The sequence below is a fragment of the Deinococcus detaillensis genome (assembly GCF_007280555.1).
GTDB lineage: Bacteria > Deinococcota > Deinococci > Deinococcales > Deinococcaceae > Deinococcus > Deinococcus detaillensis.
This window is the reverse complement of record NZ_VKDB01000011.1, coordinates 39,892-63,351: the sequence shown is the minus strand read 5'-3', so window position 1 is coordinate 63,351 and position 23,460 is coordinate 39,892. Positions and strand designations below refer to the sequence as shown.

Here is a 23,460-nt window from a genome sequence, read left to right as displayed (position 1 = left end):
TCGAGCAGCCAAGCAACGGCAAGCTCAAAAAGAACAGTCAGAAGCGCTCTCTAAGATGAGATCTAAAGGCTTTTTTCTTATTTTTTATACATGATGCGTCCTTAGGCTTTGAAACGTTGCGGCTGAGTGAATTGGCTCCTCAGACCGCTTATTGACCATTTAGAGCTTGAGAGTGGTTGCTCAGAACAGATTTTGAGCCGGACAAACGAAGATTCAGACAGCGCTCAGCCGTTTTAGGTCGAGCCGAGAATGACCAAGATGATTCAGGAGCACGGCAACAGGGAGTTGAATGCAGAAAAAAATGCAGTTGGTGAGCGCGGTGGCTTTCGGCTTGTATGGACTCGCGGCGGCGCAAAGCGGTGAAAATACCACCCAAGTACCCAAAGAGCAGACTCCGCCCAAGCAGGCGCTCAAGGCCGCCGCCACGCCGCTGCCCCTCAGCTTGAGCGGCAGCTTGACCCAGCAGCTCACCCGCGCCGCCCTGATCATTCACGGTCAAGCGCCGCTGTGGCCCGCTGAGATAAAGCCAGAAGTCAAGGCCACGCCCGAAAAAGCAAAGGCGTCAGCGCCGCAGGCCGCACCAGCCGCTCAATCTGCGGCCATCAAGGCTGCGGTCTCCAAGGGAACGCCGGGCGCTCCACTCTCCACCTTTAGCGTCGCCACGTTGCCGCAACTGCCCAGCAGCACTTTGATTGGGCAGGTGGTGAGTCAAGCGGCGGGGCCGATAGAAAGTAAACCCGTGCAGGCTTCATCCGTTCAGGTCAAGGCCGCTCCGACCAAAGCTCCGACTCTAAATGCCGCGCCAGCCGTTCAAGCGCAGCTTCAGCGCCAACTGGAGGTCAGTGCCGCCGTTACCCAAGTCGCGGCGGTGGCAGCTCAACTTGCGCCTCAAGTCAAAGCGCCTGTGGCTGCGCCCAAGTCCCAAGTCGCCGCGCCCAAGCCGCAACCCGCCAAAGCGCCCAGAGCCGTCAGCACTCCGGCCAACTCGCCTGTCGTCAGCAGGCCGCAGCAACGCGGCTACAGCCGAGTGGTCAAGGCCACCGCCTACAGCAGCGACGTGGGCCAAACCGACAACAGCCCCTTTGTCACGGCAACCGGCACGCGGGTACGTCCCGGCGTCATTGCGCTCAGTCGCGATTTGCTGCGCATTTTCCCCTACGGCAGCCGCGTGACCTTGCAGGACAGTGCGGGCCTGCTCAACGGACGCACCTTCATCGTCGAAGACACCATGAACGTGCGAATGTCCAACACCATTGACATCTGGATGGGCAGCCGCGCCCAAGCCTACCAATGGGGTGCCCGCAGCGTGACGATTACAGGCATTCGTTAAAGCAGGGCGCACCAACACGTCAACGCAAAGAGCGCTGCCGCCGCAAGTCTGTGGGCCAGCGCTCTTCTGCTATCCTCGCTGAACGTGCCCGCACCTTCCCGACCTCCCGCTCCCACTTCGCTGCCGTTGACACTGGCCCGCGCCCATTTGCGGCGGCGGCGCACCCAAAACTTAAGCACCGTGCTGGGCATCGCCGTCGGCGTGATGGTGCTGATCGCGGCGCTGAGCCTCACCAACGGCTTTACCGGCGCTCTTATTCAGGCGACCTTGCGGGCCACGCCCCACCTGAGCCTGACCCGTTTCACGCCCGGCGGCGCTGATCCTGAAATGGAAAAAGCGCTGCGGCAAAACAAAGACGTCGTGGCCTTTATGCCGTTTCTGGCCGACAAAGGCTTACTGACCCGGCCGGCCTCAGACGGACGCGGCGCGGGGCTGGATTTTGCCACGCTGTTTGGCGTCACCGCCGAAGCAGGTAAGGTGCTGGGCCTCCCGCCCGAGGAAAGTCAGTTGCTGGCGACCCTCAAGCCCAATGAAGTGCTGCTGGGCAGCGCCCTTGCCCAGAGCCTCGGAGCCTTTCAGGGTCAGGAGTTGCGCTTACTGGCCGGCAGCACCCAGCGCCGCAGCGTCCTCAAAGTGGCGGGCATTTTCCGCAGCGGCAATTACCTGATCGACAGCGCTTACGCCTTCGTGCCGCTGAGCACCTTGCAACAGATTCAGGGCAACACCCGCGTCAGCGGCTACCAAGCCCGCCTCAAAGACCCCGACCTCGCGCCGCAGGTGGGGCAAGCGATCAGTAGCGCCCTGCCGTACAGCAGCCTGCCCTGGCAAAATCTCTACGGCTCGCTGCTCGACCAACTCAAGTTGCAAAAGCAGGTCATCGGCTTCGTGGTGTTTTTGATCGTGATCGTGGCGGCGTTCGGCATTGCCAATGTGCTGACGCTGACCGTCTTTGAAAAAACGCCAGAGATCGCCATTTTGCGGGCGATGGGCGCGTCGCGCCGGCAGATCATCTGGGCATTTGTCTGGCAGGGAGCGGCCCTCGGCGCGGCGGGCTTGCTGCTGGGCAATGTGCTGGGCCTGGCCATCAGCTTGTATTTTACTTGGCGGCCTTTTCAGATTCCCGGCGACCTTTATTTCATTACCGCGCTGCCGGTGCAGGTGCGCCTGAGCGATCTGCTGTGGGTCAATGCGCTGGGCATCAGCACCACGCTGCTGGCGGCGCTGCTTCCGGCGCGGCGGGCGGCAGGCATCGAGCCGGCGCGGATTATTCGCTAAAAGGGCAGCGCTTTCATAAAGGCCAATACGGAGAAGCCGCCCGCCGATGAAAGCGTTTTCAATCCGCTCAGGGCGTGCCCGCCTGATCGCCGTAGAGGTAGCCCAGATCCATAACCCGTTCCAAAAACAAGCGCACCAAGTGGCCCTCGAAGGCGCGGCCCGATTCGCGGATCAGGTACTCGCCGGCGGCGGCAGGTGTCCAAGCCGTTTTGTAGGAGCGGTCACTGGTCAGCGCGTCGAAAACGTCGGCGATCATCACGATGCGGGCGAGAAGGGGAATCTGGTCTTCCCGCAGTCCGGCGGGGTAGCCTTGACCGTCCCAGCGCTCATGGTGGTGGAGCACAGTGTCACGGGCAGCGGCGGGCAAAAATTCGAGCTGTTCCAAAATTTCTGCGCCCCACTGCGGATGCTGGAGAACCACACCGAATTCGTCAGCACTCAGCGGCCCGGTTTTAATCAGGATATGTTGGGGAACACGCACTTTGCCCACGTCGTGCAGGGCCGCGCCCCAGCGCAGCGCACTGAGGTCTTGTTCGCTGAGGCCGTAAGCCTGACCCAGCCGGACGGCGTAAGACACCATCCGCTTGACGTGGTGGCTCTGGAACGTATCGAGGGCGGTGCCCAAACAGGTGATGGTCTGCTCCAAAGCGACCTCGGCGCGACGCAACTTCTCGCTGCGCTCATAAATTTCGCGCTCTCTGGGGCCGGGCAGCTCCAGACTGCCGCCGGTGCCGCCCTCGCCGCGCTGCCAAACGAGCCGAACCCGCTTCGACAAGCCGCCGCGCCCGATAGACGCTTCCTCGCACACGCCGCTCTGTGCATACAAGCCTTGGGGGTGGCTGCTGGGCGGCAACTTGACAAATTGGTGCAGCGGGCGGCCCAGCACCTGCTCGGGCCGCAGGCCGGTAACACCTTGCCAGTTGCCGCCGAGCCGAATCAGGATGCCCGCTTGGTCGAGCAAAAACAGCGCCGATGGCTGCAAGGCCAGCAACTCGGCGTCATTGGCCTCGATGTCCGGTTGCTGGCCCTGCACCAACGAGCGCTCTGGAAGATTCGCCTGTTCGGTCGCGCCGAGATCGTCAAAAGGGTAGCGGCTGAAGGGACCGCTCAACCCTCATCACGCCTTGGCCGTGGTGCTGGTTTGTTGTCGGGCCAGACGTTCATGGCCTTATTCTATCTCAATCTATTTGACAGAATTCTGACTGGATCTGACGGTTCGTGTTTGGCCCGGCCCAAGCGCAACCAGGAGTGGCGTAAACAAACCTGCCGTGGCCTCTACGCTTTGCCGCTAAAGTGCGGGGCATGTTGCGTGTGTTTTTTGTAGGAGACGTTTACGGCAAGCCCGGCAGGCGGGTGCTGGCCGAACAATTACCCAAGCTGCGCTCCAATTTTGATTTCATTATCGTCAACGGCGAAAACGCGGCGGGCGGCTTTGGCCTCAACCGCGAATCGTTTGAACTCATCACCGGCGCGGGCGCGGACGCGGTGACGCTGGGCAACCACGCTTGGCACCACAAGGAAGTCTACGGGCTGCTGGACGACCCACGCCTGATTCGCCCACTGAATATGCCTTCCGGTACGCCCGGACGCGGCTGGAACACCTTTGAGGTCGGCAGCGAGCGCGTCACGGTGGTCAATTTGCTGGGGCGGGTCTTTATGGAAGCAGTTCACAATCCCTTTTTGGTGATGGACAGATTGCTGGGGCAGCCCGATCTGGGCAGCGTGTTTGTGGATTTTCACGCCGAGGCCACCAGCGAAAAAGCTGCGCTGGCTTGGCACTTAGACGGGCGGGTCGCCGCCGTGATCGGCACCCATACCCACGTGCCCACTGCCGACAGCCGAATTTTGCCGCGCGGCACCGCCTTCCAGACTGACGCCGGATTCACTGGCCCGGCACACAGCATCATCGGCGCTGACCCGGAAGGCCCCATCCAGAAGTTCCTGACCGAGCGCCCCCACCGCTTCGGCGTCAAAGAAGGCCCAGCCGAACTCAACGGCGTGATGCTTGAATTGGAGAACGGCAAAGCCTTGACGATTGAGCGATATCACTACGAGGAATAAGTGATCCGTAAGCGAAGCTGAAGTTCTCGGTTCTTATTAACCGTTCCCCTTCCATTTCGATCCTCAACACTTACGGAGAAACACATGGGTATTCGTGACGACGTCAATTTACTGGGCCGCACCCTCGGACAAGTTCTCAAAGAGCAAGAGGGCGAAGGCTTTTACAACTTGGTGGAACAAGTTCGGGCGCTGGTGCGCCGGGCCCGCAGCGGTGAAGGTTCAGCCGAATTACAAACCCTGATCGCTGATCTCAAGGTCGGAGACGCCGAAAATCTGGTGCGGGCTTTTACCTGGTACTTCCAATTGGTCAATTTGGCCGAGGAATACGAACGGGTACGGGCCTTATCAGAGCGCAGAGGCGTGCGTTCACAGAGTTTGGAGCAGGCCTTGACTGACCTCAAAGTGCTGGGCCTCAGCGCCGAGCAAACCGAAGCCTTAATCGAGCGCGTCGATTTGGGCCTGACCTTTACCGCCCATCCCACCGAGATGCGGCGGCGCACGGTTCGCAACCACTTGGTCGAAGTCGCCGAAACCATTCCCGATTTGGGCGACCCCGGCACCGCCAAGGAAGCCACCGCCCGCGTTGCGGCGCACATTGAAGCGATGTGGGCCACGCCGGAGCTGCGCCGCCTCAAGCCCACCGTCCAAGATGAAGTCAAGGGCGGGCTGAGCTACCTGCCCACCATCGCTCAGGCGCTGCCGCGCTTGCAACGCGATTTGGAGCGGGCTTTTGTGCATGTGTACGGCCAGCGCAGCGACGCCAAATTGCCGCTGAGTTTCAGCTCGTGGATGGGCGGCGACCGCGACGGTAACCCGTTCGTGACGCCGGAAGCCACCCGCGAAACGCTCTCTCTCCACCGCGAACGCGCCCGCGAGTTGCTGCTGACTCATATTCGTCAGGCCTATACTGACCTCAGCCAAGCCGATCATCTTCAGGATGAGGGCGGCGAAGAACCGTACCGCCAGACCCTGCGCGACCTCCACGACGCGGTGCGCGGCGGAGAGCCGGTGGAACTGCTACCCACTTTGGAAGCTTTGGACGCCAGACTGCGCCAAGACGGTCAAGCCCGCAGCGCCGACCAACTGCTGACTCCGCTGCTGACGGTGGCCCGAACCTTTGGGCAGCATCTGGTGAGCTTGGACGTGCGCGAACACAGCCAACTGACCGGGGCGGCGGTGGCCGAACTCCTCAAAGAAGCGGGCGTGTCGGGCAATTACGCCGACCTCCCTGAACACACCAAGTTGGAAGTGTTGGCCGCCGAACTCAGGTCGCGCCGCCCCCTCTGGCCTGCCAATTGCCCGTTTCCCGACGAGCTGGAGCGCACCATCGGCCCAATCCGCGAGGTGCAGCAGGCCGTCGCGCTGGTCGGCCCCCGCGCTTTTGGCCGCTACATCATCAGCATGAGCGAGTCGGTCAGCGACATTTTGGAGCCGCTGCTGCTGGCCCGTGAAGTCGGCTTTAGGATTTTACCGGTGCCGCTGTTTGAAACGCTGGGCGATTTGGAACGCGCTCCCAGCGTGATGTGGGAGCTGCTCTCGCTGCCGGAATACCGTGCGGTGCTGGCAGGCGACGTGCAAGAAATTATGCTGGGCTACTCGGATTCCAACAAAGACGCCGGATTTCTGGCCGCCAACTGGGCCCTCCACGAAGCGCAGCGCAAAATCAGCGCAGTGTGCGAGCAAGCCGGCGTGCCTTGGCGGTTTTTTCACGGGCGCGGCACCAGCATCGGGCGCGGCGGCGGGCCAGCTTCGCGGGCGATATTGGGGCAACCCGCCGGAACCATCGACGCCGGACTGCGCATCACTGAGCAGGGCGAAGCGCTGTCCGACAAGTACAGCCACCCGATTTTGGCTCACCGCAATTTGGAGCAAGCCCTCTACGGCCTGCTGCTCTCGGCGGCGCGGCCCAAAGCCGATTTGCCCGCGACCTGGACAGACGCCCTGACACGGGCCAGCAAAATCAGCGCCCAGATGTACCGCGACTTGGTGGAAGACACGCACTTTTTGCCGTTCTTTGAAGCGGTCACGCCGATTCACGAAATCTCGCGCCTCAACATCGCCTCGCGCCCGGTTCGCCGTCCGGGTGCGCCCACCCTGAGCAACCTCCGGGCCATTCCGTGGGTGATGAGCTGGACGCAAAACCGCGCCAACTTGCCGGGCTGGTACGGGTTGCCCGAAGCGATTGAAGCGGTTGGCCCTGAGCTGGCGCGGGAAATGTATCAGCAGTGGCCGTTTTTCCGCAGCATGCTGGATAACGCGCAGATGGCGCTGGCCAAGAGCGATCCGCTGATTTTTGAAGATTACCTGAGCCTCGGCGGCGCGGGCAGTGAACTGGCCGAGAGATTGCAAACCGCCTACACCAAAGCGGTGCAGCAGGTGGAAAGCGTGGTGGGCGGCGAGCTGCTGCACAACGAGCCGCGCCTGAAAGAAAGTATCGGGCTGCGCAACCCGTACATCGACCCGATTCACCGCATTCAAGTGGAGTTGCTGCGCCGCTCGCGGGCTGAGGAAGGCGGCCTAGACACCTATGAGCGTCCGCTGCTGCTGAGCGTGCAGGGCATCGCGGCGGGGGTACGGAACACGGGATAAGGGTTTGCGCTTGGCCTAAGAGAGCTGTTGTCTGGGTAAAGCCAAAAGTGCGGATTGACCCAGCCCGCTCGCCCGCTTACCATGAGGGCAGGCCCGCAGGAAAGGCCGAATCCATCTCAGGGCGAACGCGAGGACAGTACGCGGAGCAAGCAGAGTCACCAGCGAGTCAGGGACGGTGAAAGCCTGACGAATCTGCGCTCCGCTGAACATCACCTCCCGCGCCGAGCGAAGAAAGGCCGCCAGCACCGAGCACAAGCGTCGATGCTGGCGGCTGATTAGAACGCTCCGGACACCCCCCGGCAGAGGGTCTTCAACGAGGTCGCTCGCACCGGGCGGCGAAGTTGGGTGGCACCACGCACACGTCTACTTAGGGCGGCGCGTCCCAGCAGTTTAGGGACAGCGCTGCTTTTTTGGTTTGCCGCTCAGCAAGTTGCTTGAAAGGAGAGTCCAGTATGCACATGACCGACATTCCCTTTGGCGTCACCGATTGGGCCAGCCTTCCGGCCACCCAGCACGCGGGCATTACGGGTCAGGCCTACTGCCGCACCCAGCAGTTCGGCATAGTTCGGGTGCGGCAGGTGGACTACACGGCGGACTACTTGGCTGATCACTGGTGCAGTAAGGGCCACATTTTACTGGTGCTCGATGGTGAACTGCAAACTGAGTTAGAAGATGGCCGCATTTTCACGCTGACGGCGGGCATGAGTTACCAAGTCGCCGACCAAGCCGAAGCCCACCGCTCCAGCACAAAGGGCGGAGCCAAATTATTCATCGTAGATTAGTTCAATTTTAAAGGAGCCGAGATGACCACACCGTCCAGAACAACCTTCCAGCCCGTTCAACAAAACCCCAAATTTCCCGAACTCGAAGAACAAATCTTAAAGTGGTGGGCAGAAAACAAAGTCTTTGAGCGCTCGCTTGAGCAAACCAAAGGCCAGCCGCTGTATACCTTTTACGAGGGGCCACCTACCGCCAACGGCCAGCCGGGTATTCACCACGTTCAGGCCCGCAGCTTCAAAGACTTGTTTCCACGCTTTAAAACCATGCAGGGCTTTCATGTACCGCGCAAAGCGGGCTGGGATACCCATGGCCTGCCAGTGGAAATCGGCGTAGAGAAAAAACTGGGCCTCAACTCTAAGCGGGAAGTGGAAGCTTACGGCATTGACAAGTTTAATGCCGAGTGCCGGCAGAGTGTTTTTGCCTATGAAGGCGAGTGGCGCAAATTTACCGAACGAATGGGCTACTGGGTCGATTTGGACGACGCCTACATGACACTCAACAAAGACTACGTCGAGAGCATCTGGTGGAGTGTCAAACAGCTTCAAGAAAAGGGGCTGCTCTATAAAGGCTTTAGAGTCGCGCCGTATTGCCCCAAAGACGGCACGACCCTCAGCAACGCTGAAGTCAGCGAGGGGTACAAAGACATCCAAGACCCCAGCATCTATGTCACCTTTGATTTGACCGAGCCTGAAAAATTGGGGTTGGAAGAGGGCGCGGCCTTTTTGGTGTGGACGACAACGCCGTGGACTTTGCCCTACAACGTCGGCGTAGCGATTCACCCCAACTTTGAATATGTGGCGGCAAAAGACAAAGACGGTAAGGTTCTAATCTTGGCCCGTTCACTCTTGATTGAAGTGTTGGGCGAAGAAGCAGAAGTCATCAAGTCCTTTAAGGGCAGCGAGCTTGACCGCGTTTCTTACTCTCCCCCATTCACCGAAGCGTATGAAGTCGAGGGCGAAGGCAAAACAGTTTGGATGAGCGGTTTAGACACCTACGTTTCCGATTCTGACGGCACCGGCATCGTGCATACTGCGCCCGCCTTTGGCGAAGATGACATGCGTCTGGCCCGCAATTACGGCTTCCCGGTCATCGTGGGCGTGGATAACGAAGGCAAACACCGTTACGGCCCGTGGAAAGGGGTGTTTTTTAGAGACGCCAACCAAGACATCATCCGTGATTTGAGAGCCAGAGGCGTGATGTGGAAAGAAAAGAACTTTCTGCACTCTTACCCTCACTGCTGGCGCTGCGGTACACCGCTGATGTATTACGCCACCGAAAGTTGGTATTTGAACAACACTTCGCTTAAAGAACGCCTGATCGAACTCAATCAAACCATCAACTGGCACCCGCCGCACATCAAAAACGGGCGGTATGGTGGCTGGCTAGAAAACTTGATCGATTGGAATCTCTCGCGCAGCCGCTACTGGGGCACGCCGCTGCCGATCTGGGAAAATGAAGACGCCAGCAAATACAAAGTGATCGGCAGTTATCAGGAGCTGGCCGAACTGAGTGGCCGCAGCGAACTGATGGGGCCGGATTTCGATCCTCACCGCCCTTACGTGGACGATATTTCGTTTGAATTTGAAGGCGAAACGTATAAGCGAGTACCTTACGTGATGGACGTGTGGTACGACTCCGGCTCTATGCCGTTCGCGCAGCACCATTACCCATTTGAAAACAAGCAGAAATTTGAGGAAGGCGGCTTCCCGGCTGATTTCATCGCCGAAGCGATTGACCAGACGCGGGGTTGGTTCAACAGTCTGCATCAGATCGGCACCATGGTGTTTGATTCGGTGGCGTACAAGTCGGTGATCTGTTCGGGGCATATCTTGGATGAAAAAGGCCTCAAGATGTCCAAAAGCAAGGGCAATATCGTCAACCCCTGGGACGTGTTCGAGCAATACGGCGCGGACGCGGCCCGCTGGTACATGTACGTGTCCGCGCCGCCGGAACTCAGCCGCCGATTTGGGATGAACTTGGTGGGCGAGGCGTTCAGAAGCTACTTTTTGACGCTCTGGAACACCTACAGTTTCTTCGTGCTGTACGCCAATCTGGATAACCCTGACCTCAGCGCCGCGCCGCCGGTGGCCGAGCGCCCCGAGGTGGACCGTTGGCTGATGGCCAAGCTGCAAACTTTGGTCGCCACCGTTACCGAGCGGCTGGAACATTACGACCCGACCGGCTCCAGCCGCGCCCTGCAAGACTTTGTCACCGAGGATTTGAGTAACTGGTACGTGAGGCGCAACCGCCGCCGCTTTTACAGCCAAGACGGTGTGGACGTCAGCGCTTACGCCACCTTGCATGCCGCGCTCAAGACCGTGACGCTGCTGACCGCGCCGTTCACACCGTTTCTGGCCGAGACGCTGTATCAGAATCTGGTGCGGAGCGTGGACGCCTCAGCGCCGGAGAGTGTGCATCTGGCGAGCTGGCCGATCGTAGACGAAGCGCTGAGTGCGCCGAGCTTGGTGGGCGAAATGGACGCGGTGCTGCGGGTTGTCGGCCTCGGGCGGGCGGTGCGCGGGCAAAGCGGAATGCGTCAGCGCCAACCCCTGCCGCGCGTGATGCTGCGGGCCAGAAGCGGCGAGATGACGCAGGCACTGGGCCGCTTTGCCGAGCAGATCAAGGAAGAACTCAACGTCAAGGAAGTGGAGCTGCTGGATCAGTACGCCGAGTTGGTCAGCTATCAGTTGCGGCCCAATTTGCCGCTGCTGGGCAAAAAGTTCGGCAAGGCCGTGCCGCAAGTCCGTGCTGCCCTCAGTGCCGCCGATGCCTCCGAGATCGCCCGCGCCGTGCGCGACGGACAGCAATTTGAAGTTATTGCCCCGAACGGTCAACGCTTCGAGCTGGGGCCGGACGAAGTGCTGGTGGACGCCAAGTCACCTGAGGGCTTCGCCGCGATGGAAGAAGCCGGTTATTTGGTGGCTTTCGACACCACCCTGACCCACGACTTAGAGCTGGAAGGCTTGGCCCGCGATCTGGTGCGCGGCATTCAGGACGGGCGCAAGAAGGCCGGGTTCGAGGTGTCTGACCGAATCACCCTGCACCTAGAGCTGAACGGCAAGGCCAGAGAAGCCGCTGAAGTCTGGCAGGAATACTTGATGTCGGAGACGTTGGCCGAGATGCTGGTGTTCGGCGCGGCTTCAGGCTTCGCGGCAGAGGTGGAAGGCGGCACAGCGTACCTGGAGAAGCTGGAGCGCAGCGGCGAATTGGCCGACGAACACGTTGAGGCCTAAGCATGCCGCAGCCCAGATCCATGCAGTCCATCAGCAAAGACACCACACTCTGCATCTCGCTGGCGGGCAGGCCGGGTAACTTCGGCACCCGCTTCCACAACTTCTTGTACGCTGAACTCGGCCTCGATTATGTCTACAAAGCGTTTACAACGACTGACCTCGCGGCGGCCATCGGGGGCGTGCGGGCGCTAGGAATTCGCGGCTGCGCGGTGTCGATGCCGTTCAAGGAAGCCTGCATTCCGCTGCTGGATGAACTGACGCCCTCCGCCGCTGCCATCGGCTCGGTCAATACCATCGTCAATGACGGCGGCTTTTTACGGGCCTACAACACCGATTACTTGGCGGTTGGGCAGTTGATCGCTCAGTACCAGCTTGCACCTGAGACGCCGTTTGCTCTACGCGGCAGCGGCGGCATGGCCAAAGCGGTGGCGGCGGCGTTCCGGGACGCGGGCTTCGGGCGGGGCGTGATCGTGGCCCGCCACGCCGAGAAGGGATCAGCGCTGGCGCAGGAATGCGGGTACAGCTGGCAAGCCGAGCTGGGCGAGTTCAGGCCGGAGTTGCTCGTCAACGTGACGCCCATCGGCATGGCGGGCGGCGCGGAGGCTGAGCGGCTGGCCTTTAAAGCGGACGCCGTCGAACACGCTCAGCTGGTGTTCGACGTGGTGGCTATGCCTGCCGAGACGCCGCTGATTCGGGCGGCGCGGGCGGCAGGCAAACGGGTCATCAGCGGCGCAGAGGTGGCCAGCTTGCAGGCCCTAGAACAGTTCGTGCTGTACACCGGCGTGAGGCCCAGCCCTGAGCAAGCGGCGCGGGCAGCGGCCTTTGCCCACAACACGGCTGTTCACAATACGGCTGCCCACGACACCGCCGCCCAGAGCTGAGGGGATGCCCTCTCCCACCTACTTGCGGAGCATCTGCAGCGTGCCGCTGACGCCGGACGCCGACGCCCGCGACCCGGCGCTGTGGGCGCGGGTGTTCACCGGCTGGCAATTTCAGGAGCCGGACAACCTGGAAGCGCTTGACCGGGTGATCGAGTTGATTCGGCTAAGTCACCAAGCCGAAGTGCGGCGCGGCCTACTGGTGTACGCCACTTGGCCGCAGGCCTCCGGCACCTTGCCAGCACTGGTCAATTTGAGCGCCGATGGGCGCTTCGTGACGCTGCGGGTGTTTGCCAGCCACCTGACCGAAGTGCAGCGCCGCAGCGAGCAGCTCACGGAAAAGTTGCTGCGGGAAAAGGCCTTTAGTTTGCCTGAGGAAGTGCGGGTCAAGGTGGCGATCAACTTAGACGGCCTCGCCACCGATTTGACGGCGGGGCGGGTCAACGTGCGGCGCGGCGGAGCGCTGAGGGGCTTTTATGAGGTCAACAAGTACGCGCTGAACGTGACTTCACTTGTCCTGGTCGTGACACTGCTGATCTTTTTGCTGGTCACGCCCGATAGCAATTTCACGCCGCTGGGCAAGTTCTACGGCCTCTCCGGGCGCATCTTGTCGGCAGTGTTGCTCAATGCCCTGCTGCTGGCCTCGCAGTTTTTGTTTTTTGCCCGCCACCGGCAGGTGATCGATTGGGAAACGCCGTGAAGCGGCGGCGCAGAACCTCAGTCCATTTCCGCGCTTCCCAAACATCCGTGCCAAAATACCGCCATGCCACGCATCTGGAAATTTGGCGACTCGGTCAACACCGATGACATCCTCCCCGGCAAATTCGCGCCGTTTATGGCCGGCGAGGACGTGTTTCAAACCTTTGCCTTTCACTATATCCGCCCCGAATTCGCCGCCGAAGTCCGGCCCGGCGACCTCCTGATCGGGGGCAAAAACTGGGGCCTGGGCAGCAGCCGCGAGTACGCTCCCGCCGCGCTCAAAAAGCTGCAAGTCGGCGGCATTATCGCGCCGAGTTTTGCCCGCATCCATTACCGCAATTTGCTGAATCTGGGCATTCCCGCCTTTGAAGCCGATTTGATGAGCGTCCTCCAAGACGGGGACGAAGTGAACTTAGACCTGACCACCGGCGAACTCCGGCGTGGCGCGGAGGTTTTTCAGCTCCCCCCCGCCCCAGAATTTCTGCGCGAGGCGCTGAGCGAAGGCAGCATTCTGGACTTTTACAAAAAGCACCAGCGCTTTCCCGGCGAGAAGGCCTGAGCCTCCCCGGGCCCTGAGCCGCTTTTCCCCTAAACTGTTGTATGGCGATTTTGGAAATTGACTGCCCCATCTGCGGGGAAGTGCTGGAACTCAGCGACGAGGACAGAACCGAGCTCGAAGTCGGTGACGCGATTGTCTGCGAAAATTGCAACGCTGAAATGGAAGTGACCCGCAACGCCGAGCAAGAATTTGAAGTGGAACTGCTGGGCATTTTGACCACCTGTCCCAACTGCGCCGAAGAATTCGACGTGACCGAGGAGATGCTTGCCGCCGCGCCCACATTGCAAAACGGGGGCGGCGAGGAGGTCAGTTTGGTGCGCTGCCCGCACTGCCAAGCGGCAGTAGAACTGTCGTTCGAGGAGCAAGCGGAAGCCTAGTCCAACCCAAGTGGTCTAGATAAGTTCTGCTTTGATCCCACTTCTAGTTTCGTTTGAAAGGCAAAAAGCGCTATAACCTATCAAGCGCAAAGAGATCGCCGCATCACATCAGCGGCGGATCAAGGAGAATCAACATGGCAACCATCAAATTTGAAAGCCCCGAAAGCGGCGCGATCATTGAACTCGAAAATCCCGAACTCGGTGAATTGGTTATTGACGAAGACACCGGCGCAGAGCTTGAAGTCGTCAGCCTCGAACCCCCACGCCTCGCACCGGCTCCGCAAGAAGCCGAGGACTGGGGGGAATAAGCCGTGAGCCGTGCGCCGTAAGCGGGAAACCTGCTTTGGCTCACGGCTCACCGCCCATTTTTTATGGCCGAACTCGCCATCATTTATGACCGCGTACGCCCCGACGAAAAAATGCTGTTTGAAGCACTGGACGAACTCGGCGTGCCTTACGACAAGGTTTTCGCGCCGCAACTGAGCGTCACCTTTGGTCAGCCGGTGCCGTGGAAGGTGGCTTTAGAGCGCTGCGTTTCGCAGTCTCGCGGCCACGCCATCACGCGGGCGCTGGAAGGCTTGGGCGTGCGGGTGATCAACCCCTCTCACGTCATTGAGCTGTGCGGCGACAAGCTGGCCACCAACGCGGTGATGGCACAGGCCGGACTGCCGACGCCCAAGACGGGGGTGGCCTTTACCGCCGAGAGCGCTTTGGCACTCATTGACGAAATCGGCTACCCGGTGGTCATGAAACCGACGGTGGGCAGTTGGGGCCGGATGGTCAGCAAGCTCAACGACCGCGACGCTGCCGAGGCCGTGATCGAGCACAAAGAGGTGCTGGGCGGCCCGCAACACCAGATTTTCTATGTGCAGGAGCTGATCCAAAAGCCTGAACGCGACATCCGCGCCTTCGTGGTGGGCGGCGAGTGCATCGGAGCGATTTACCGCACCAGTGAACACTGGATTACCAACACCGCCAGAGGTGCAAAAGCCAGCAAGTGTGAAGTCACGCCGGAGATCGCGGATCTGGCTCTGCGGGCCGCCAAAGCGGTGAACGGCGAAATCGTGGCGATTGATTTGGTGGAAGACCCCCGTGCTTCTAATGAGTGGGGGGGCTTACTGATTATTGAAATCAATCACACCATGGAATTCAAAAACTCGGTCAGCACCACCGGCGTCAATATTCCCAAATTGATGGGCGAGTACGCCATCAAGCAGTTGCCACAGCAAGTGGGCGCTTAAACAGAAAAATCAAATCTTAGACGCCCTCAACTCCAAAGACAATTTATGGTTGAGGGCAGTTTTTTGCCTTTTTCTACGCTGAGCACCAATTCAGACTGTCTTTCGGCATGCCCATATCTGGCTTCTTTGCACATACACTCACACCGATGACCACCCAACCCGAATCCACTTTTCCAACAGTTCCAGCACTGACCGTCCCCCCACCCCATTTAGCCGCGCCATTGGCCGTTCGCGCTATATCGTGCTGCTGGCGGTCGCCTCGGTGTTGCTGGTGGCATTGGCACTGTTTTTAATTGGCATCGTGCAAGCTGTCATGGGCATCTGGGGAGCAGGTACAAGTGTGATTAATGGCATCGGCAAAGGGCACTTTGAAGCGATCACATTGACCATTTCTTTTTTGGAAATCGTCAGCACTATGCTTAAAGCAGTGGTGTTCTATATTATCGGTGTCGGTTTGTACAGCTTATTTATTGCGCCGCTCAATTTGACGGTTTCGTTGGGTGTAGAGACGCTACACGATTTGGAAGAAAAGATCGTCAGCGTGGTCATTGTGATTCTGGCAGTTACTTTTCTAGAACATTTGGTGCGCTGGCAAAATCCCCTAGAAACTTTAGAATTTGGGGCAGCTTTAAGTCTTGTCATCACCGCTTTGGTCTTTTTTCAGCGGCACGGTCACCAAGCCAAAATTGCTCAGCAAACCAAAGCTCCTGACGTGACAGCCCGCGCCAAAAAAGAACTGTTCGAGGAAGACACCGAGCAGCATGCCATCAGTGAAGAAGAGATGGAAGGCAAGACGCAAAATGAAGCGGAGGAGCAGACCGCCGATTGATGGGTCGTGGGCGCTCAGTTGGCACGCTAGAGATCTAACCCTGGCGTTAGCTGCTCTGGACAACGGGCTATTTTGAGCGAATGGATTTAGATGCTCTCGGTTCCAGCGTGCGGCAAGAATTCGGCAATCATTTGGCGGTGGGCGTGGAAATCCGTTTTCAGATGCTGGTTTCGGAACTGGGCGAACTCGCCAAGGAAGTCATCAAAGCCAGTGCTTACGGTACGCAGGCGTTTGGCGTCACGCCCGGCTTCAGAGAAGAACTCGGCGACGTGCTGGTTGACCTCGCCCTGCTCTCCGAAGCGGCAAATCTCAATCTCAGTGAGTGCGCCGACTTGACGCTGAGTAAGATGCGGCAGCGGCTCGCTGAGCATGGGCGCGTGGACAGCGAAACGGCATGAGTGGGATTTTATGAATACTGACGAACTGCTGGATTTGCTGGACGATAATGGCCACCCCATCGGCACGGTTTGACGTTCGCAAGTAGGCGGCACCAAAAATATCCGCAGCGTGAATGCCTTCCTTAAAAACAGCGCGGGCGGTTTACTGATTCCACGGCGCACCGCCCACAAAGCCCATTTTCCCAGCGCCCTCGATTTCAGTGTGGGCGGCGGCGTGCAGGCGAGTGAAACGTACGACGATGCCCTGCGCCGCGAGGTACGCGAAGAATTGGGGGTAGATGTGGACGCGCTCGGCTTCAAGCTGCTGGCCGAGTTCAGCCCGCATCACACCAATCTGAGCAGCTTTATGCACGTCTACGAAATGCTGACCGACGACACGCCCACGCTCAACCCAGATGACTTTTCCAGCGCGGAGTGGCTGAGGCCCACCGAGTTGCGCCGCCGCTTGCACACGGGCGAGTCGGCCAAAGGCAATCTGCTGAAAGTACTGAACTTACTTTATCGCTGAGCAAAAGCGCAACTCCACTCCCCGCACACCAAACGCTCGGCCAATTTCCCCATTCCCTCTCAAACGGCACGCGGGGCTTTGCGTTTGAAAACAATCACGCTAAACTGGCAGCATGAAGCACTTCGGCCAAACCCTTGACCCCTTGGATCAGCGCATTTTAGAAGAAGTTCAGGAAGACGCCCGCTTGTCGATGCGCGAGCTGGGGCGGCGGGTGGGCTTGTCGGCCCCTGCCGTTACCGAGCGGGTGCGGCGCTTGGAAGAGGGCGGCGTGATTTTGGGCTACGGCGCACGCATCGCCAGCAAGCCGCTAGGCCGCGCCATCACCGCCTTTGTGGGGGTGCAGGGCAGCGGCAAGCGCGATCCTGAATTGGTGCGCTGGGCGCAGGACAATGACGGCGTGCTGGAATGCCACTCGGTGACGGGCGATAATTCCTGCATTCTCAAAGTGGCCCTGCCGGACGTGGCCGCGCTCGAACATCTGCTTGACGAGCTGATTCAAATGGGTTTTACCTGCGACACCTCTATCGTGCTGAGCAGTCCGCTGGAAGGCAAGCGGCTGACTTTGCCCAAACAAGTCTGAGCGGGTTGAGATGCTGGCCTACGTAGATGTCGATTACCGTTCAGATGGCAGCGCCCGCACCGCTGCCATGCTGTTCGAGGCGTGGTCAGACGCTCAGGAAACCAAACTTATTTTGCACACCACGCCGCAAGTGGCTGCCTATCAGCCACGAGCGTTTTACCTACGCGAATTGCCGTGTCTTTTACCGGTGCTTGGGCCTTTGGCTGACCAGCTTGAGGTCGTGGTCGTTGACGGCTACGTGACCCTGGACGCCGCTGGGCAACCCGGCTTGGGCTGGCATCTTTTTGAGGCGCTTGGGCAACATGTAGCGGTGATTGGAGTGGGCAAAACTGCGTTCCGAGGCTCGCCGCACGCGCTGCCAGTCCAGCGGGGCAACAGTCAGCGCCCGCTGTTTGTTACGGCGGCTGGCATAAGTGCGCTGCGGGCCGCCAGCTTGATTAAGCAGATGGCCGGGCCGCACCGCTTTCCCAGTTTGCTCAAAAGGGTCGACCAAGCCTGCGGTACCAGCCATTGAAGGGATTGACTTAGACTCAACCCGTGATCTTCTCCCCTTTCATGCCCACCGCCGAGCAAACCTTCGTGCTGGACGTTCCGCCGACCACACCCGCCGACGCCGAGTTTTACCTGCAGACCAACTTGAGCGACTACGCGCCCGCGCTGCCGGACTACAAATTTGTGGACGGTGTATTGAAAGCCGATTTCCCGATTGGAGCGCTGCTGAGTTACAAAGTCACGCGGGGCAGTGCTGAAAGTGAGGAAGGCGATCTGTGGGGAGAGCGCCGACCTGAGCGCCGAACGGTGGTGCAGGGCGCGGCCAGCCACCAGATCAAAGTCACAAGTTGGCGAGATCTGCACGGCGGCGCGGGGAGGCCGTCTACGCTCGCGGTGGGCATTCAGGAGCTTACGGTTTACAGCCCCGAACTCAGTGACGACTTGAAGGTGCTGGTCTGGACGCCGCCGGAGTATGCTGAGCAGGCGCAGCGATTGCCCGTTTTGTATTTACACGACGGACAAAATGTTTTTGATTCAGCGACGAGTTTTGCGGGTGAAGTCTGGGCGGCGGACTCTGCGGCGAGTCAGTTGGCAGCAGAAGGCTTGCCCTGCATCGTGGTGGCCGTTTACGTGCGGGAGCAGCACCGCGCCAACGATTACGTGCCGTTTCCGATTCGGGCCAACGGCTTCACGTCCACCGCGCCCGCGCACCAGACCTTTTTGACCCAGACGCTCAAACCACTCATTAACGCCCAGTTTCGCACCCGCCCAGAGGCGGTGTTCACGGCGCAGGCGGGGAGCAGCTTCGGCGGCGCGGCCTCGCTTTACGGCACGCTGACCCGCCCGGAGGTGTGGGGCACTTGCGGCGCGTTCAGCCCCAGCTTGTGGGTGCAGGACTTTGCGCTGCTGGACTTCGCGCAGGCCCACCCCGCGCCAGAGCTGCGCTTGTATGTGGATATGGGCACTTGTGAAGGCGTGTTGGCGGAAGACGCCGTTGCCGCCGTTGGTGAAGCGCGGTGGTTTGCCGTTCGCAGCGCCCCGCACGTTGCCGAGGTCAATTTGCAAATTGGAGAAGGTCACTGGCACGACGAAAGCGCTTGGCGTGAGCGGTTGCCGGGATTCATGCGCTGGTGGCTTGAGGGTTTATCTCACCATTTATGAGTTGACTTGGCGACTCAGCCACTCCAGCGCCTCCTCCTGAGAAGTCACGAACCTCACCGCCGAGTGGCGTGAATGCTCATAAGCCAGCTCAGCAAAGCGCTCACAATGCGCCGAGAAATCGGGCAGCACCAACGCCACCGGCAAGCGGTAATTCACGAACTTCTGAAACAGTTCACCCGCCAGGCCGCTACTCAGCCGAAAAAACTCGTCCCCCAGCTCGGCTTCACTAAGAATGAGGCCGTCTAGTCCAAAGCCCGCGCCGATCATGTCGGGAATATCGGCCAGCGTGTCTATCCGCAAGCCCAGTTCCGCCGCCGTTTTAATGTTTGCCACTGATCATCACCACCTGAACTTTATATTCTGCGACACTGGCGAGCATGACCACTCCCCCGCCCGTCTCCACCCTCGCCCGCTTGCTGCCGCGCCTTTACCGGGGCGGGCAAGCTTACGTCGGCGTTGAAGCCACCTTGTCGGGCCTCACGTCGGCGCAGGCGGTTGAGGTGCCCAGCGGCCTGCCGCACAGCGTCGCGAACTTGCTGGCGCACGTCAATTGGTGGAACCGCTGGATGCTGGACATCATCGAAACCGGAGCGCCCATGCCGTATCCCAAGCACGCGGACGAGACGTGGCCAGACATTACGGCAGGTGAATGGGACAAGCTCAAAAACGAGTTTTACGATCTGCTCAGCCGAATTGACGGCCATGCGGCGCGGCCCGATCTGCAAAATCCGGTCAACCACGATGAGACCATCGGGGAACTCCTCGCCGATTTCGCGCTGCACACCGCCCACCACTTCGGGCAAATCATCGTGGTGCGCCAACTCATCGGCGCTTGGCCGCCGCCGGGGGGCGGGGACACTTGGTAAGCGCTGACTTTAAGTACACTCTTATCTTTAGATAAACCGAGCGGAGCGGGCAGGCCCAATAGGTGCGACCAAGCGTCGTCATCGGCGCTGCTCTGGTCAAGAAGCTGCTCTGCCCAAGACGCGGAATCCCGAAACGGTAATCTTGCTCTACTTACTTGGACAGCACCTGCCAAGCTGCCGACACCGCCGCGCCGCGCTCAAACGGGTGACCCAAAGCGCTGAAGGCGTCTTCCAAGATGCCCGCCACCGCCAGCGCGTCATAGCGGTCGGCGTAACCGAGCGTGGAGATGCGGAACACGGTGTCCTCATGCGGCGCTTGGCCCGGCAGGGCACGCTGGTTCATATCGGCGAGTGCGGCGGCCACCTGTTTACCCCCGATCCGCTTAACACCGCTGCCAGCGGGCGGCATCAGCACCGCGACGGCGGGCGTGGGGCGGCCCGACCAAGAGCGGCAGCCCAGCGCGTCCCCCGCCGCGATCAGGGCGTCGTTCTGGCGTTTTTTCTCGGCCCACAAGACTTCCAACGGCACGCTCAGCAAGCGGTCTAGCGAGACATCTAGAGCATAAATCAGATTGATGGCCGGCGTCTGCGGCGTGTTGGCTTCCTTCTGGCCGCGCAGCTCACGCTCTAGGTCGAGGTAAAAGCCTTTGGGGGTATTTTTGATGAGCTTACTCTCGGCTTCTGGGCTAAACAACACGAAACCCAGTCCGGGCGGGGTGGCCGCCGCTTTTTGCGATCCAGACACGATCACGTCCACTTGCCAGGCCCCCGGGCGCAGTTCGGCCACGCCGTAGCTGGTGACGCAGTCGGCAATAATCACGATGTCCGGATTGACGGCTTTGGCCGCCGCCGCAATCGACTCCAAATCGTGCAGCGCTCCGGTGCTGGTCTCCGAGTGGGTGATGGTCAGGGCGTAGGCGTCTTGGCAGGCAGCGGCGATTTCGCCAGCGTCCAGCAACTCGCCCCAGGGCTTTTGCACTTTCACCACGGCGTAGCCAAGACGCTCGGCCATCTCACCCCAGCGCTCACTGAACTTGCCCGCCGAAGCGTTGACGACTTTGGCTCCCGCCGGAACGAGGCTGACGAGTGCGCCCTCGAACGCCGCTGTGCCGCTGCCGGTCACGATCACCGCTTCAAAAGCGTCACCGAGCAACTGAGTGAGCTTGCCGCGCACCTCCAAAAACTTGGCGCGGGCCTGCGGAGTGCGGTGGTGCATCTGCGGCTGGGCGAGGGCCAGCAAAGTCGCGGGCGAGACTTCCACCGGGCCGGGGGCGATCAGGCGGGGGCGGTTGAGGGGAATGTGGGGAGCAGGGGGCTTGGTCATGGTTGTATTGTGCCGCGCCGCCGAGCTGAGGGCGCGGGGCAAGGCTGGGCAACTCGGCGCTCAGCTGGCTTCTGGCTTCTGGCTTTTGCTCCGCTCACGGCACGGCAGCTTGGGCCGTTGGCTGAACTGCTCCTGCTTGGCCTGAAAAAAATCAACCGGCGAAAATGACTTCTCCACCGACTGAATCACGCTCCTGAGTTCGCTGGGTGAGATCAGGCCCATCGCCATGGCGTGAAAAGCGGCGGCCAGCGAGTCGCGGGTCAGCACCAGTTCCACGCCCGCCTTTTTCACCTCAGCGCTGAGCTGCTGCACGCCCGCGTCCCGCGCCTCACCTGTCACCCTGCGGATGTACACCGCCAGCACCCGCCCCGGATTGCGCCGTACCACTTCGGCGTAAATTTCGGGGTCTTGCTCGCCGCTGTCGCCGATCAACACAAAAGGCAGGGCCGGATAGGTTTTCATGAGGCGCTCGATGATGCTGTGCTTGTGGTGCGCTCCACCGGAAAACAGTTCGCTGCCCCAGTGGCGAAGGAAAATCGGCCCCAGCGGCAAGCGGCGGTACCTGAGAAACGTCCACAGCAAATCGTAAAAATTCCAAGGACTGCTGGAGACATAAAAAATCGGGTTGGAACCGCCCGGCTCTCTTACCAGAGCGCGGTAGAGGGCACTGACCCCAGGAAACGGCAAGCGGGTGCGGGCGTTGCCGGTCAGCACTGTGCCGAGCATCTGCGGCAAGCTGGTCACGTCCGATTTCAGCACGGTGTCGTCTAGGTCGCTGATAACGGCAAAACGCGGCGAAGCGATGACCCGCAGCGGCGCAAAGATGGTTTTGCTGCGGCCCTCGATGTAGAGCGAGGCCTCCAGCCAGCCTTCTTTTTGAACGCTTTCGGCTATTTGGTCAGGCCGATCCCAAGTCAGGGTAAAAAACCCGTCGGTGTTCGACACGGCGCTGACGGTGTGGCCCTCTAAGACGCCGTGAACCGTCACACCGCCGACTTCACGTGACAAAAGACGCCGCACGATACTCAAAAAATTGCGCCACCTCGGATCACCTCGCCTCGGCGGATGTACGGTGCGCGGCAGCAAGACCCGCCCGGTCAGTTCGAGGTGCTGCGGCGTGCCCCAGCCGGTGTAAGGCGTGATGATGATGTCGCCCCTGCGGCGGCGCGGCTGAATAAACGCCGAAAAACGGGCGTCTACAACGGCCACCAGCCGCTCGAAGGCGGGTTGAAGGCGGCGGCCCAGTTGCTTGAGGCTGAGCTGCTGGGCCACAACCTGCCGCAGCCCGGTGAACAGGCGCTTGATGAGTTGCCGGAGCTGCTGGCGAGGGCCGAGTACGGGCACTGAACTTGCCACTTGATTTGCTGGAGGCTGGCTGGAGCTGGGCTGATTCATCGGCTGACCTCGGCAAATCCCATGTAAGTCAGTCTAGAGAGTTGCGGGAAGCGCACTGTACGGCGGCTTAGCAATCTGCAACCTCCTCAGCGGTAACGCTTGGAGCGCATCAGCGCCGTAACGCTGTCCACCAAACTGGGGGCGATTTGCTCAAGGAAGGCGGGCAAGCGGTACCAACTCGGCACCAGCACTTCGCGTTTGGGCCTCTCCAGCACGTCAGCAATGGCTCTGGCCACGATCTCCGGACCCGGCATGGGGATGCTCGCGCCTGCCGTCAGCTCGGTTTTGATAAATCCCGGCGACACCAAGCTGACATTCACGCCGCTGCCGAGCAGTTCACGCCGCAGGGCCAGCGAAAAGCCGCGCAGACCGAATTTGCTGGCGCTGTAGATGCCCTGAAACGCAACTATGCCCGCCACCGAAGCCACGTTGACGATCTGGCCGTGCCTGCGGGCCCGCATGGCGGGGAGTACCAAGCGGGTCAACTCAATCGGCGCGTCCAAATTGGTTTTCAACACCCGCACCGGGTCGGGGTCGTCCCACCACATGCCCCGGGCGATGCTGATTCCGGCGTTGTTGATCAGGGCGTCGATTCGGCCAAACTGCCGCAGAGCTTCTGCCATCAAGTGCCTACGGTCGGCATCTTCAGTCACGTCGGCCTGCACGGTGATGATCCGTTCACCGCTGGAATCGAGTTCGCTGCGGAGGGCTTCCAGCGCTTCCAGTCGGCGGGCGGCCAGCACCAGCGCGTAGCCCCGGCGCGAAAGCTCACGGGCAGTGGCCGCGCCGATGCCGCTGGAAGCGCCGGTCAGCACAGCCACCGGGCGCGGGTTGGGGCGGGAAATGGACATGCTTGAGGGTAAAGGATCACGGGCGGGCGGGGAG

At 60.4% G+C, this 23,460-nt stretch carries 24 protein-coding genes; 19 read left to right on the top strand and 5 right to left on the bottom strand.

All coding sequences use genetic code 11. The features are described from left to right. Window positions 1-289 precede the first annotated feature (289 nt). Window positions 290-1,330 carry a hypothetical protein gene (locus tag FNU79_RS19430; RefSeq protein ID WP_225430024.1) on the top strand — a complete coding sequence of 347 codons (1,041 nt, stop codon included), beginning with the start codon at window positions 290-292 and terminating at the stop codon, window positions 1,328-1,330. Between the two features lie 84 nt (window positions 1,331-1,414). After that, window positions 1,415-2,605 carry an FtsX-like permease family protein gene (locus FNU79_RS11030; RefSeq protein WP_143720906.1) on the top strand — a complete coding sequence of 397 codons (1,191 nt, stop codon included), beginning with the start codon at window positions 1,415-1,417 and terminating at the stop codon, window positions 2,603-2,605. Window positions 2,606-2,672: 67 nt separating this feature from the next. Here the strand turns inward: FNU79_RS11030 and FNU79_RS11025 are convergent, their stop codons facing one another. Continuing rightward, window positions 2,673-3,716: an HD-GYP domain-containing protein gene (locus tag FNU79_RS11025; RefSeq protein ID WP_143720905.1), complete on the bottom strand. Its 1,044-nt coding sequence runs from the start codon at window positions 3,714-3,716 to the stop codon at window positions 2,673-2,675. A gap of 191 nt (window positions 3,717-3,907) precedes the next feature. On the opposite strand from FNU79_RS11025, the gene FNU79_RS11020 reads away from it, so the two are divergent. From FNU79_RS11020 to FNU79_RS10945, 16 genes are all read left to right on the top strand, one after another. Next, entirely contained in the window at window positions 3,908-4,666 is a 759-nt protein-coding gene (locus FNU79_RS11020; protein ID WP_143720904.1) for a TIGR00282 family metallophosphoesterase, read from the top strand. Between the two features lie 84 nt (window positions 4,667-4,750). Next, on the top strand, window positions 4,751-7,255 hold the full coding sequence (locus FNU79_RS11015) for a phosphoenolpyruvate carboxylase (protein ID WP_143720903.1): 2,505 nt from the start codon (window positions 4,751-4,753) through the stop codon (window positions 7,253-7,255). A gap of 458 nt (window positions 7,256-7,713) precedes the next feature. Then, window positions 7,714-8,037: a DHCW motif cupin fold protein gene (locus FNU79_RS11010; protein ID WP_225430023.1), complete on the top strand. Its 324-nt coding sequence runs from the start codon at window positions 7,714-7,716 to the stop codon at window positions 8,035-8,037. 21 nt (window positions 8,038-8,058) lie between these two features. Beyond that, complete coding sequence (gene ileS, locus FNU79_RS11005) at window positions 8,059-11,268, top strand: isoleucine--tRNA ligase (RefSeq protein WP_143720901.1); 3,210 nt, start codon at window positions 8,059-8,061, stop codon at window positions 11,266-11,268. Window positions 11,269-11,270: 2 nt separating this feature from the next. After that, window positions 11,271-12,149, top strand: a complete 879-nt coding sequence (locus FNU79_RS11000; protein ID WP_143720900.1) for a shikimate 5-dehydrogenase — start codon at window positions 11,271-11,273, stop codon at window positions 12,147-12,149. A 4-nt stretch (window positions 12,150-12,153) separates the two neighbouring features. Then, the gene (locus FNU79_RS10995) at window positions 12,154-12,846 is read left to right on the top strand and encodes a hypothetical protein (RefSeq protein ID WP_143720899.1); all 693 of its coding nucleotides are present in this window, start codon (window positions 12,154-12,156) and stop codon (window positions 12,844-12,846) included. A gap of 63 nt (window positions 12,847-12,909) precedes the next feature. Next, a complete protein-coding gene (locus tag FNU79_RS10990) occupies window positions 12,910-13,404 on the top strand; it encodes a LeuD/DmdB family oxidoreductase small subunit (RefSeq protein WP_143720898.1) in 495 nt (164 codons plus the stop codon). 41 nt (window positions 13,405-13,445) lie between these two features. Next, the gene (locus FNU79_RS10985; RefSeq protein ID WP_143720897.1) at window positions 13,446-13,781 is read left to right on the top strand and encodes a zinc ribbon domain-containing protein; all 336 of its coding nucleotides are present in this window, start codon (window positions 13,446-13,448) and stop codon (window positions 13,779-13,781) included. Between the two features lie 134 nt (window positions 13,782-13,915). Beyond that, window positions 13,916-14,089, top strand: coding sequence for a lysine biosynthesis protein LysW (gene lysW, locus FNU79_RS10980; protein ID WP_143720896.1), 174 nt, complete (start codon window positions 13,916-13,918; stop codon window positions 14,087-14,089). A 63-nt stretch (window positions 14,090-14,152) separates the two neighbouring features. Then, a complete protein-coding gene (gene lysX / locus FNU79_RS10975; RefSeq protein ID WP_143720895.1) occupies window positions 14,153-15,022 on the top strand; it encodes a lysine biosynthesis protein LysX in 870 nt (289 codons plus the stop codon). Window positions 15,023-15,137: 115 nt separating this feature from the next. Then, entirely contained in the window at window positions 15,138-15,851 is a 714-nt protein-coding gene (locus tag FNU79_RS10970) for a YqhA family protein (protein WP_318636143.1), read from the top strand. Between the two features lie 80 nt (window positions 15,852-15,931). Continuing rightward, window positions 15,932-16,249 carry a MazG-like family protein gene (locus FNU79_RS10965; RefSeq protein ID WP_143720893.1) on the top strand — a complete coding sequence of 106 codons (318 nt, stop codon included), beginning with the start codon at window positions 15,932-15,934 and terminating at the stop codon, window positions 16,247-16,249. Window positions 16,250-16,358: 109 nt separating this feature from the next. Then, window positions 16,359-16,757, top strand: coding sequence for an NUDIX hydrolase (locus tag FNU79_RS10960; RefSeq protein ID WP_225430022.1), 399 nt, complete (start codon window positions 16,359-16,361; stop codon window positions 16,755-16,757). 112 nt (window positions 16,758-16,869) lie between these two features. After that, window positions 16,870-17,337 carry an Lrp/AsnC family transcriptional regulator gene (locus FNU79_RS10955; protein ID WP_143720892.1) on the top strand — a complete coding sequence of 156 codons (468 nt, stop codon included), beginning with the start codon at window positions 16,870-16,872 and terminating at the stop codon, window positions 17,335-17,337. A 10-nt stretch (window positions 17,338-17,347) separates the two neighbouring features. Continuing rightward, window positions 17,348-17,851, top strand: coding sequence for an endonuclease V (locus FNU79_RS10950; RefSeq protein WP_143720891.1), 504 nt, complete (start codon window positions 17,348-17,350; stop codon window positions 17,849-17,851). Window positions 17,852-17,874: 23 nt separating this feature from the next. After that, entirely contained in the window at window positions 17,875-18,990 is a 1,116-nt protein-coding gene (locus FNU79_RS10945; protein ID WP_143720890.1) for an alpha/beta hydrolase, read from the top strand. On the opposite strand, the gene FNU79_RS10940 is transcribed toward FNU79_RS10945, so the two are convergent. Beyond that, window positions 18,985-19,323, bottom strand: coding sequence for a DUF4180 domain-containing protein (locus tag FNU79_RS10940; protein ID WP_225430021.1), 339 nt, complete (start codon window positions 19,321-19,323; stop codon window positions 18,985-18,987). The two genes, FNU79_RS10945 and FNU79_RS10940, sit on opposite strands and share 6 nt — an antisense overlap. Window positions 19,324-19,367: 44 nt before the next feature. On the opposite strand from FNU79_RS10940, the gene FNU79_RS10935 reads away from it, so the two are divergent. Then, on the top strand, window positions 19,368-19,856 hold the full coding sequence (locus FNU79_RS10935; protein ID WP_143720889.1) for a DinB family protein: 489 nt from the start codon (window positions 19,368-19,370) through the stop codon (window positions 19,854-19,856). Between the two features lie 151 nt (window positions 19,857-20,007). Here the strand turns inward: FNU79_RS10935 and FNU79_RS10930 are convergent, their stop codons facing one another. The 3 genes from FNU79_RS10930 to FNU79_RS10920 form a co-directional block, all read right to left on the bottom strand. Further along, entirely contained in the window at window positions 20,008-21,180 is a 1,173-nt protein-coding gene (locus tag FNU79_RS10930) for a pyridoxal-phosphate-dependent aminotransferase family protein (protein WP_143720888.1), read from the bottom strand. A 60-nt stretch (window positions 21,181-21,240) separates the two neighbouring features. Beyond that, window positions 21,241-22,575 carry an App1 family protein gene (locus FNU79_RS10925; protein ID WP_143720887.1) on the bottom strand — a complete coding sequence of 445 codons (1,335 nt, stop codon included), beginning with the start codon at window positions 22,573-22,575 and terminating at the stop codon, window positions 21,241-21,243. An 86-nt stretch (window positions 22,576-22,661) separates the two neighbouring features. Beyond that, complete coding sequence (locus tag FNU79_RS10920) at window positions 22,662-23,426, bottom strand: SDR family NAD(P)-dependent oxidoreductase (protein ID WP_143720886.1); 765 nt, start codon at window positions 23,424-23,426, stop codon at window positions 22,662-22,664. Window positions 23,427-23,460: the final 34 nt, after the last annotated feature.

Bases quoted from the DNA above. Each gene is read 5' to 3' on its own strand.
- FNU79_RS10950 (WP_143720891.1), top strand. From the start codon at position 17,348: ATGCTGGCCTACGTAGATGTCGATTACCGTTCAGATGGCAGCGCCCGC.
- FNU79_RS10935 (WP_143720889.1), top strand. From the start codon at position 19,368: ATGACCACTCCCCCGCCCGTCTCCACCCTCGCCCGCTTGCTGCCGCGC.
- FNU79_RS19430 (WP_225430024.1), top strand. From the start codon at position 290: ATGCAGAAAAAAATGCAGTTGGTGAGCGCGGTGGCTTTCGGCTTGTAT.
- FNU79_RS11000 (WP_143720900.1), top strand. From the start codon at position 11,271: ATGCCGCAGCCCAGATCCATGCAGTCCATCAGCAAAGACACCACACTC.
- FNU79_RS11010 (WP_225430023.1), top strand. From the start codon at position 7,714: ATGACCGACATTCCCTTTGGCGTCACCGATTGGGCCAGCCTTCCGGCC.
- FNU79_RS11020 (WP_143720904.1), top strand. From the start codon at position 3,908: ATGTTGCGTGTGTTTTTTGTAGGAGACGTTTACGGCAAGCCCGGCAGG.
- FNU79_RS10995 (WP_143720899.1), top strand. From the start codon at position 12,154: ATGCCCTCTCCCACCTACTTGCGGAGCATCTGCAGCGTGCCGCTGACG.
- FNU79_RS10990 (WP_143720898.1), top strand. From the start codon at position 12,910: ATGCCACGCATCTGGAAATTTGGCGACTCGGTCAACACCGATGACATC.
- FNU79_RS10925 (WP_143720887.1), bottom strand. From the start codon at position 22,575: ATGAATCAGCCCAGCTCCAGCCAGCCTCCAGCAAATCAAGTGGCAAGT.
- FNU79_RS11015 (WP_143720903.1), top strand. From the start codon at position 4,751: ATGGGTATTCGTGACGACGTCAATTTACTGGGCCGCACCCTCGGACAA.
- FNU79_RS10920 (WP_143720886.1), bottom strand. From the start codon at position 23,426: ATGTCCATTTCCCGCCCCAACCCGCGCCCGGTGGCTGTGCTGACCGGC.
- lysX (WP_143720895.1), top strand. From the start codon at position 14,153: ATGGCCGAACTCGCCATCATTTATGACCGCGTACGCCCCGACGAAAAA.
- FNU79_RS10985 (WP_143720897.1), top strand. From the start codon at position 13,446: ATGGCGATTTTGGAAATTGACTGCCCCATCTGCGGGGAAGTGCTGGAA.
- lysW (WP_143720896.1), top strand. From the start codon at position 13,916: ATGGCAACCATCAAATTTGAAAGCCCCGAAAGCGGCGCGATCATTGAA.
- FNU79_RS10965 (WP_143720893.1), top strand. From the start codon at position 15,932: ATGGATTTAGATGCTCTCGGTTCCAGCGTGCGGCAAGAATTCGGCAAT.
- FNU79_RS10930 (WP_143720888.1), bottom strand. From the start codon at position 21,180: ATGACCAAGCCCCCTGCTCCCCACATTCCCCTCAACCGCCCCCGCCTG.
- ileS (WP_143720901.1), top strand. From the start codon at position 8,059: ATGACCACACCGTCCAGAACAACCTTCCAGCCCGTTCAACAAAACCCC.
- FNU79_RS10955 (WP_143720892.1), top strand. From the start codon at position 16,870: ATGAAGCACTTCGGCCAAACCCTTGACCCCTTGGATCAGCGCATTTTA.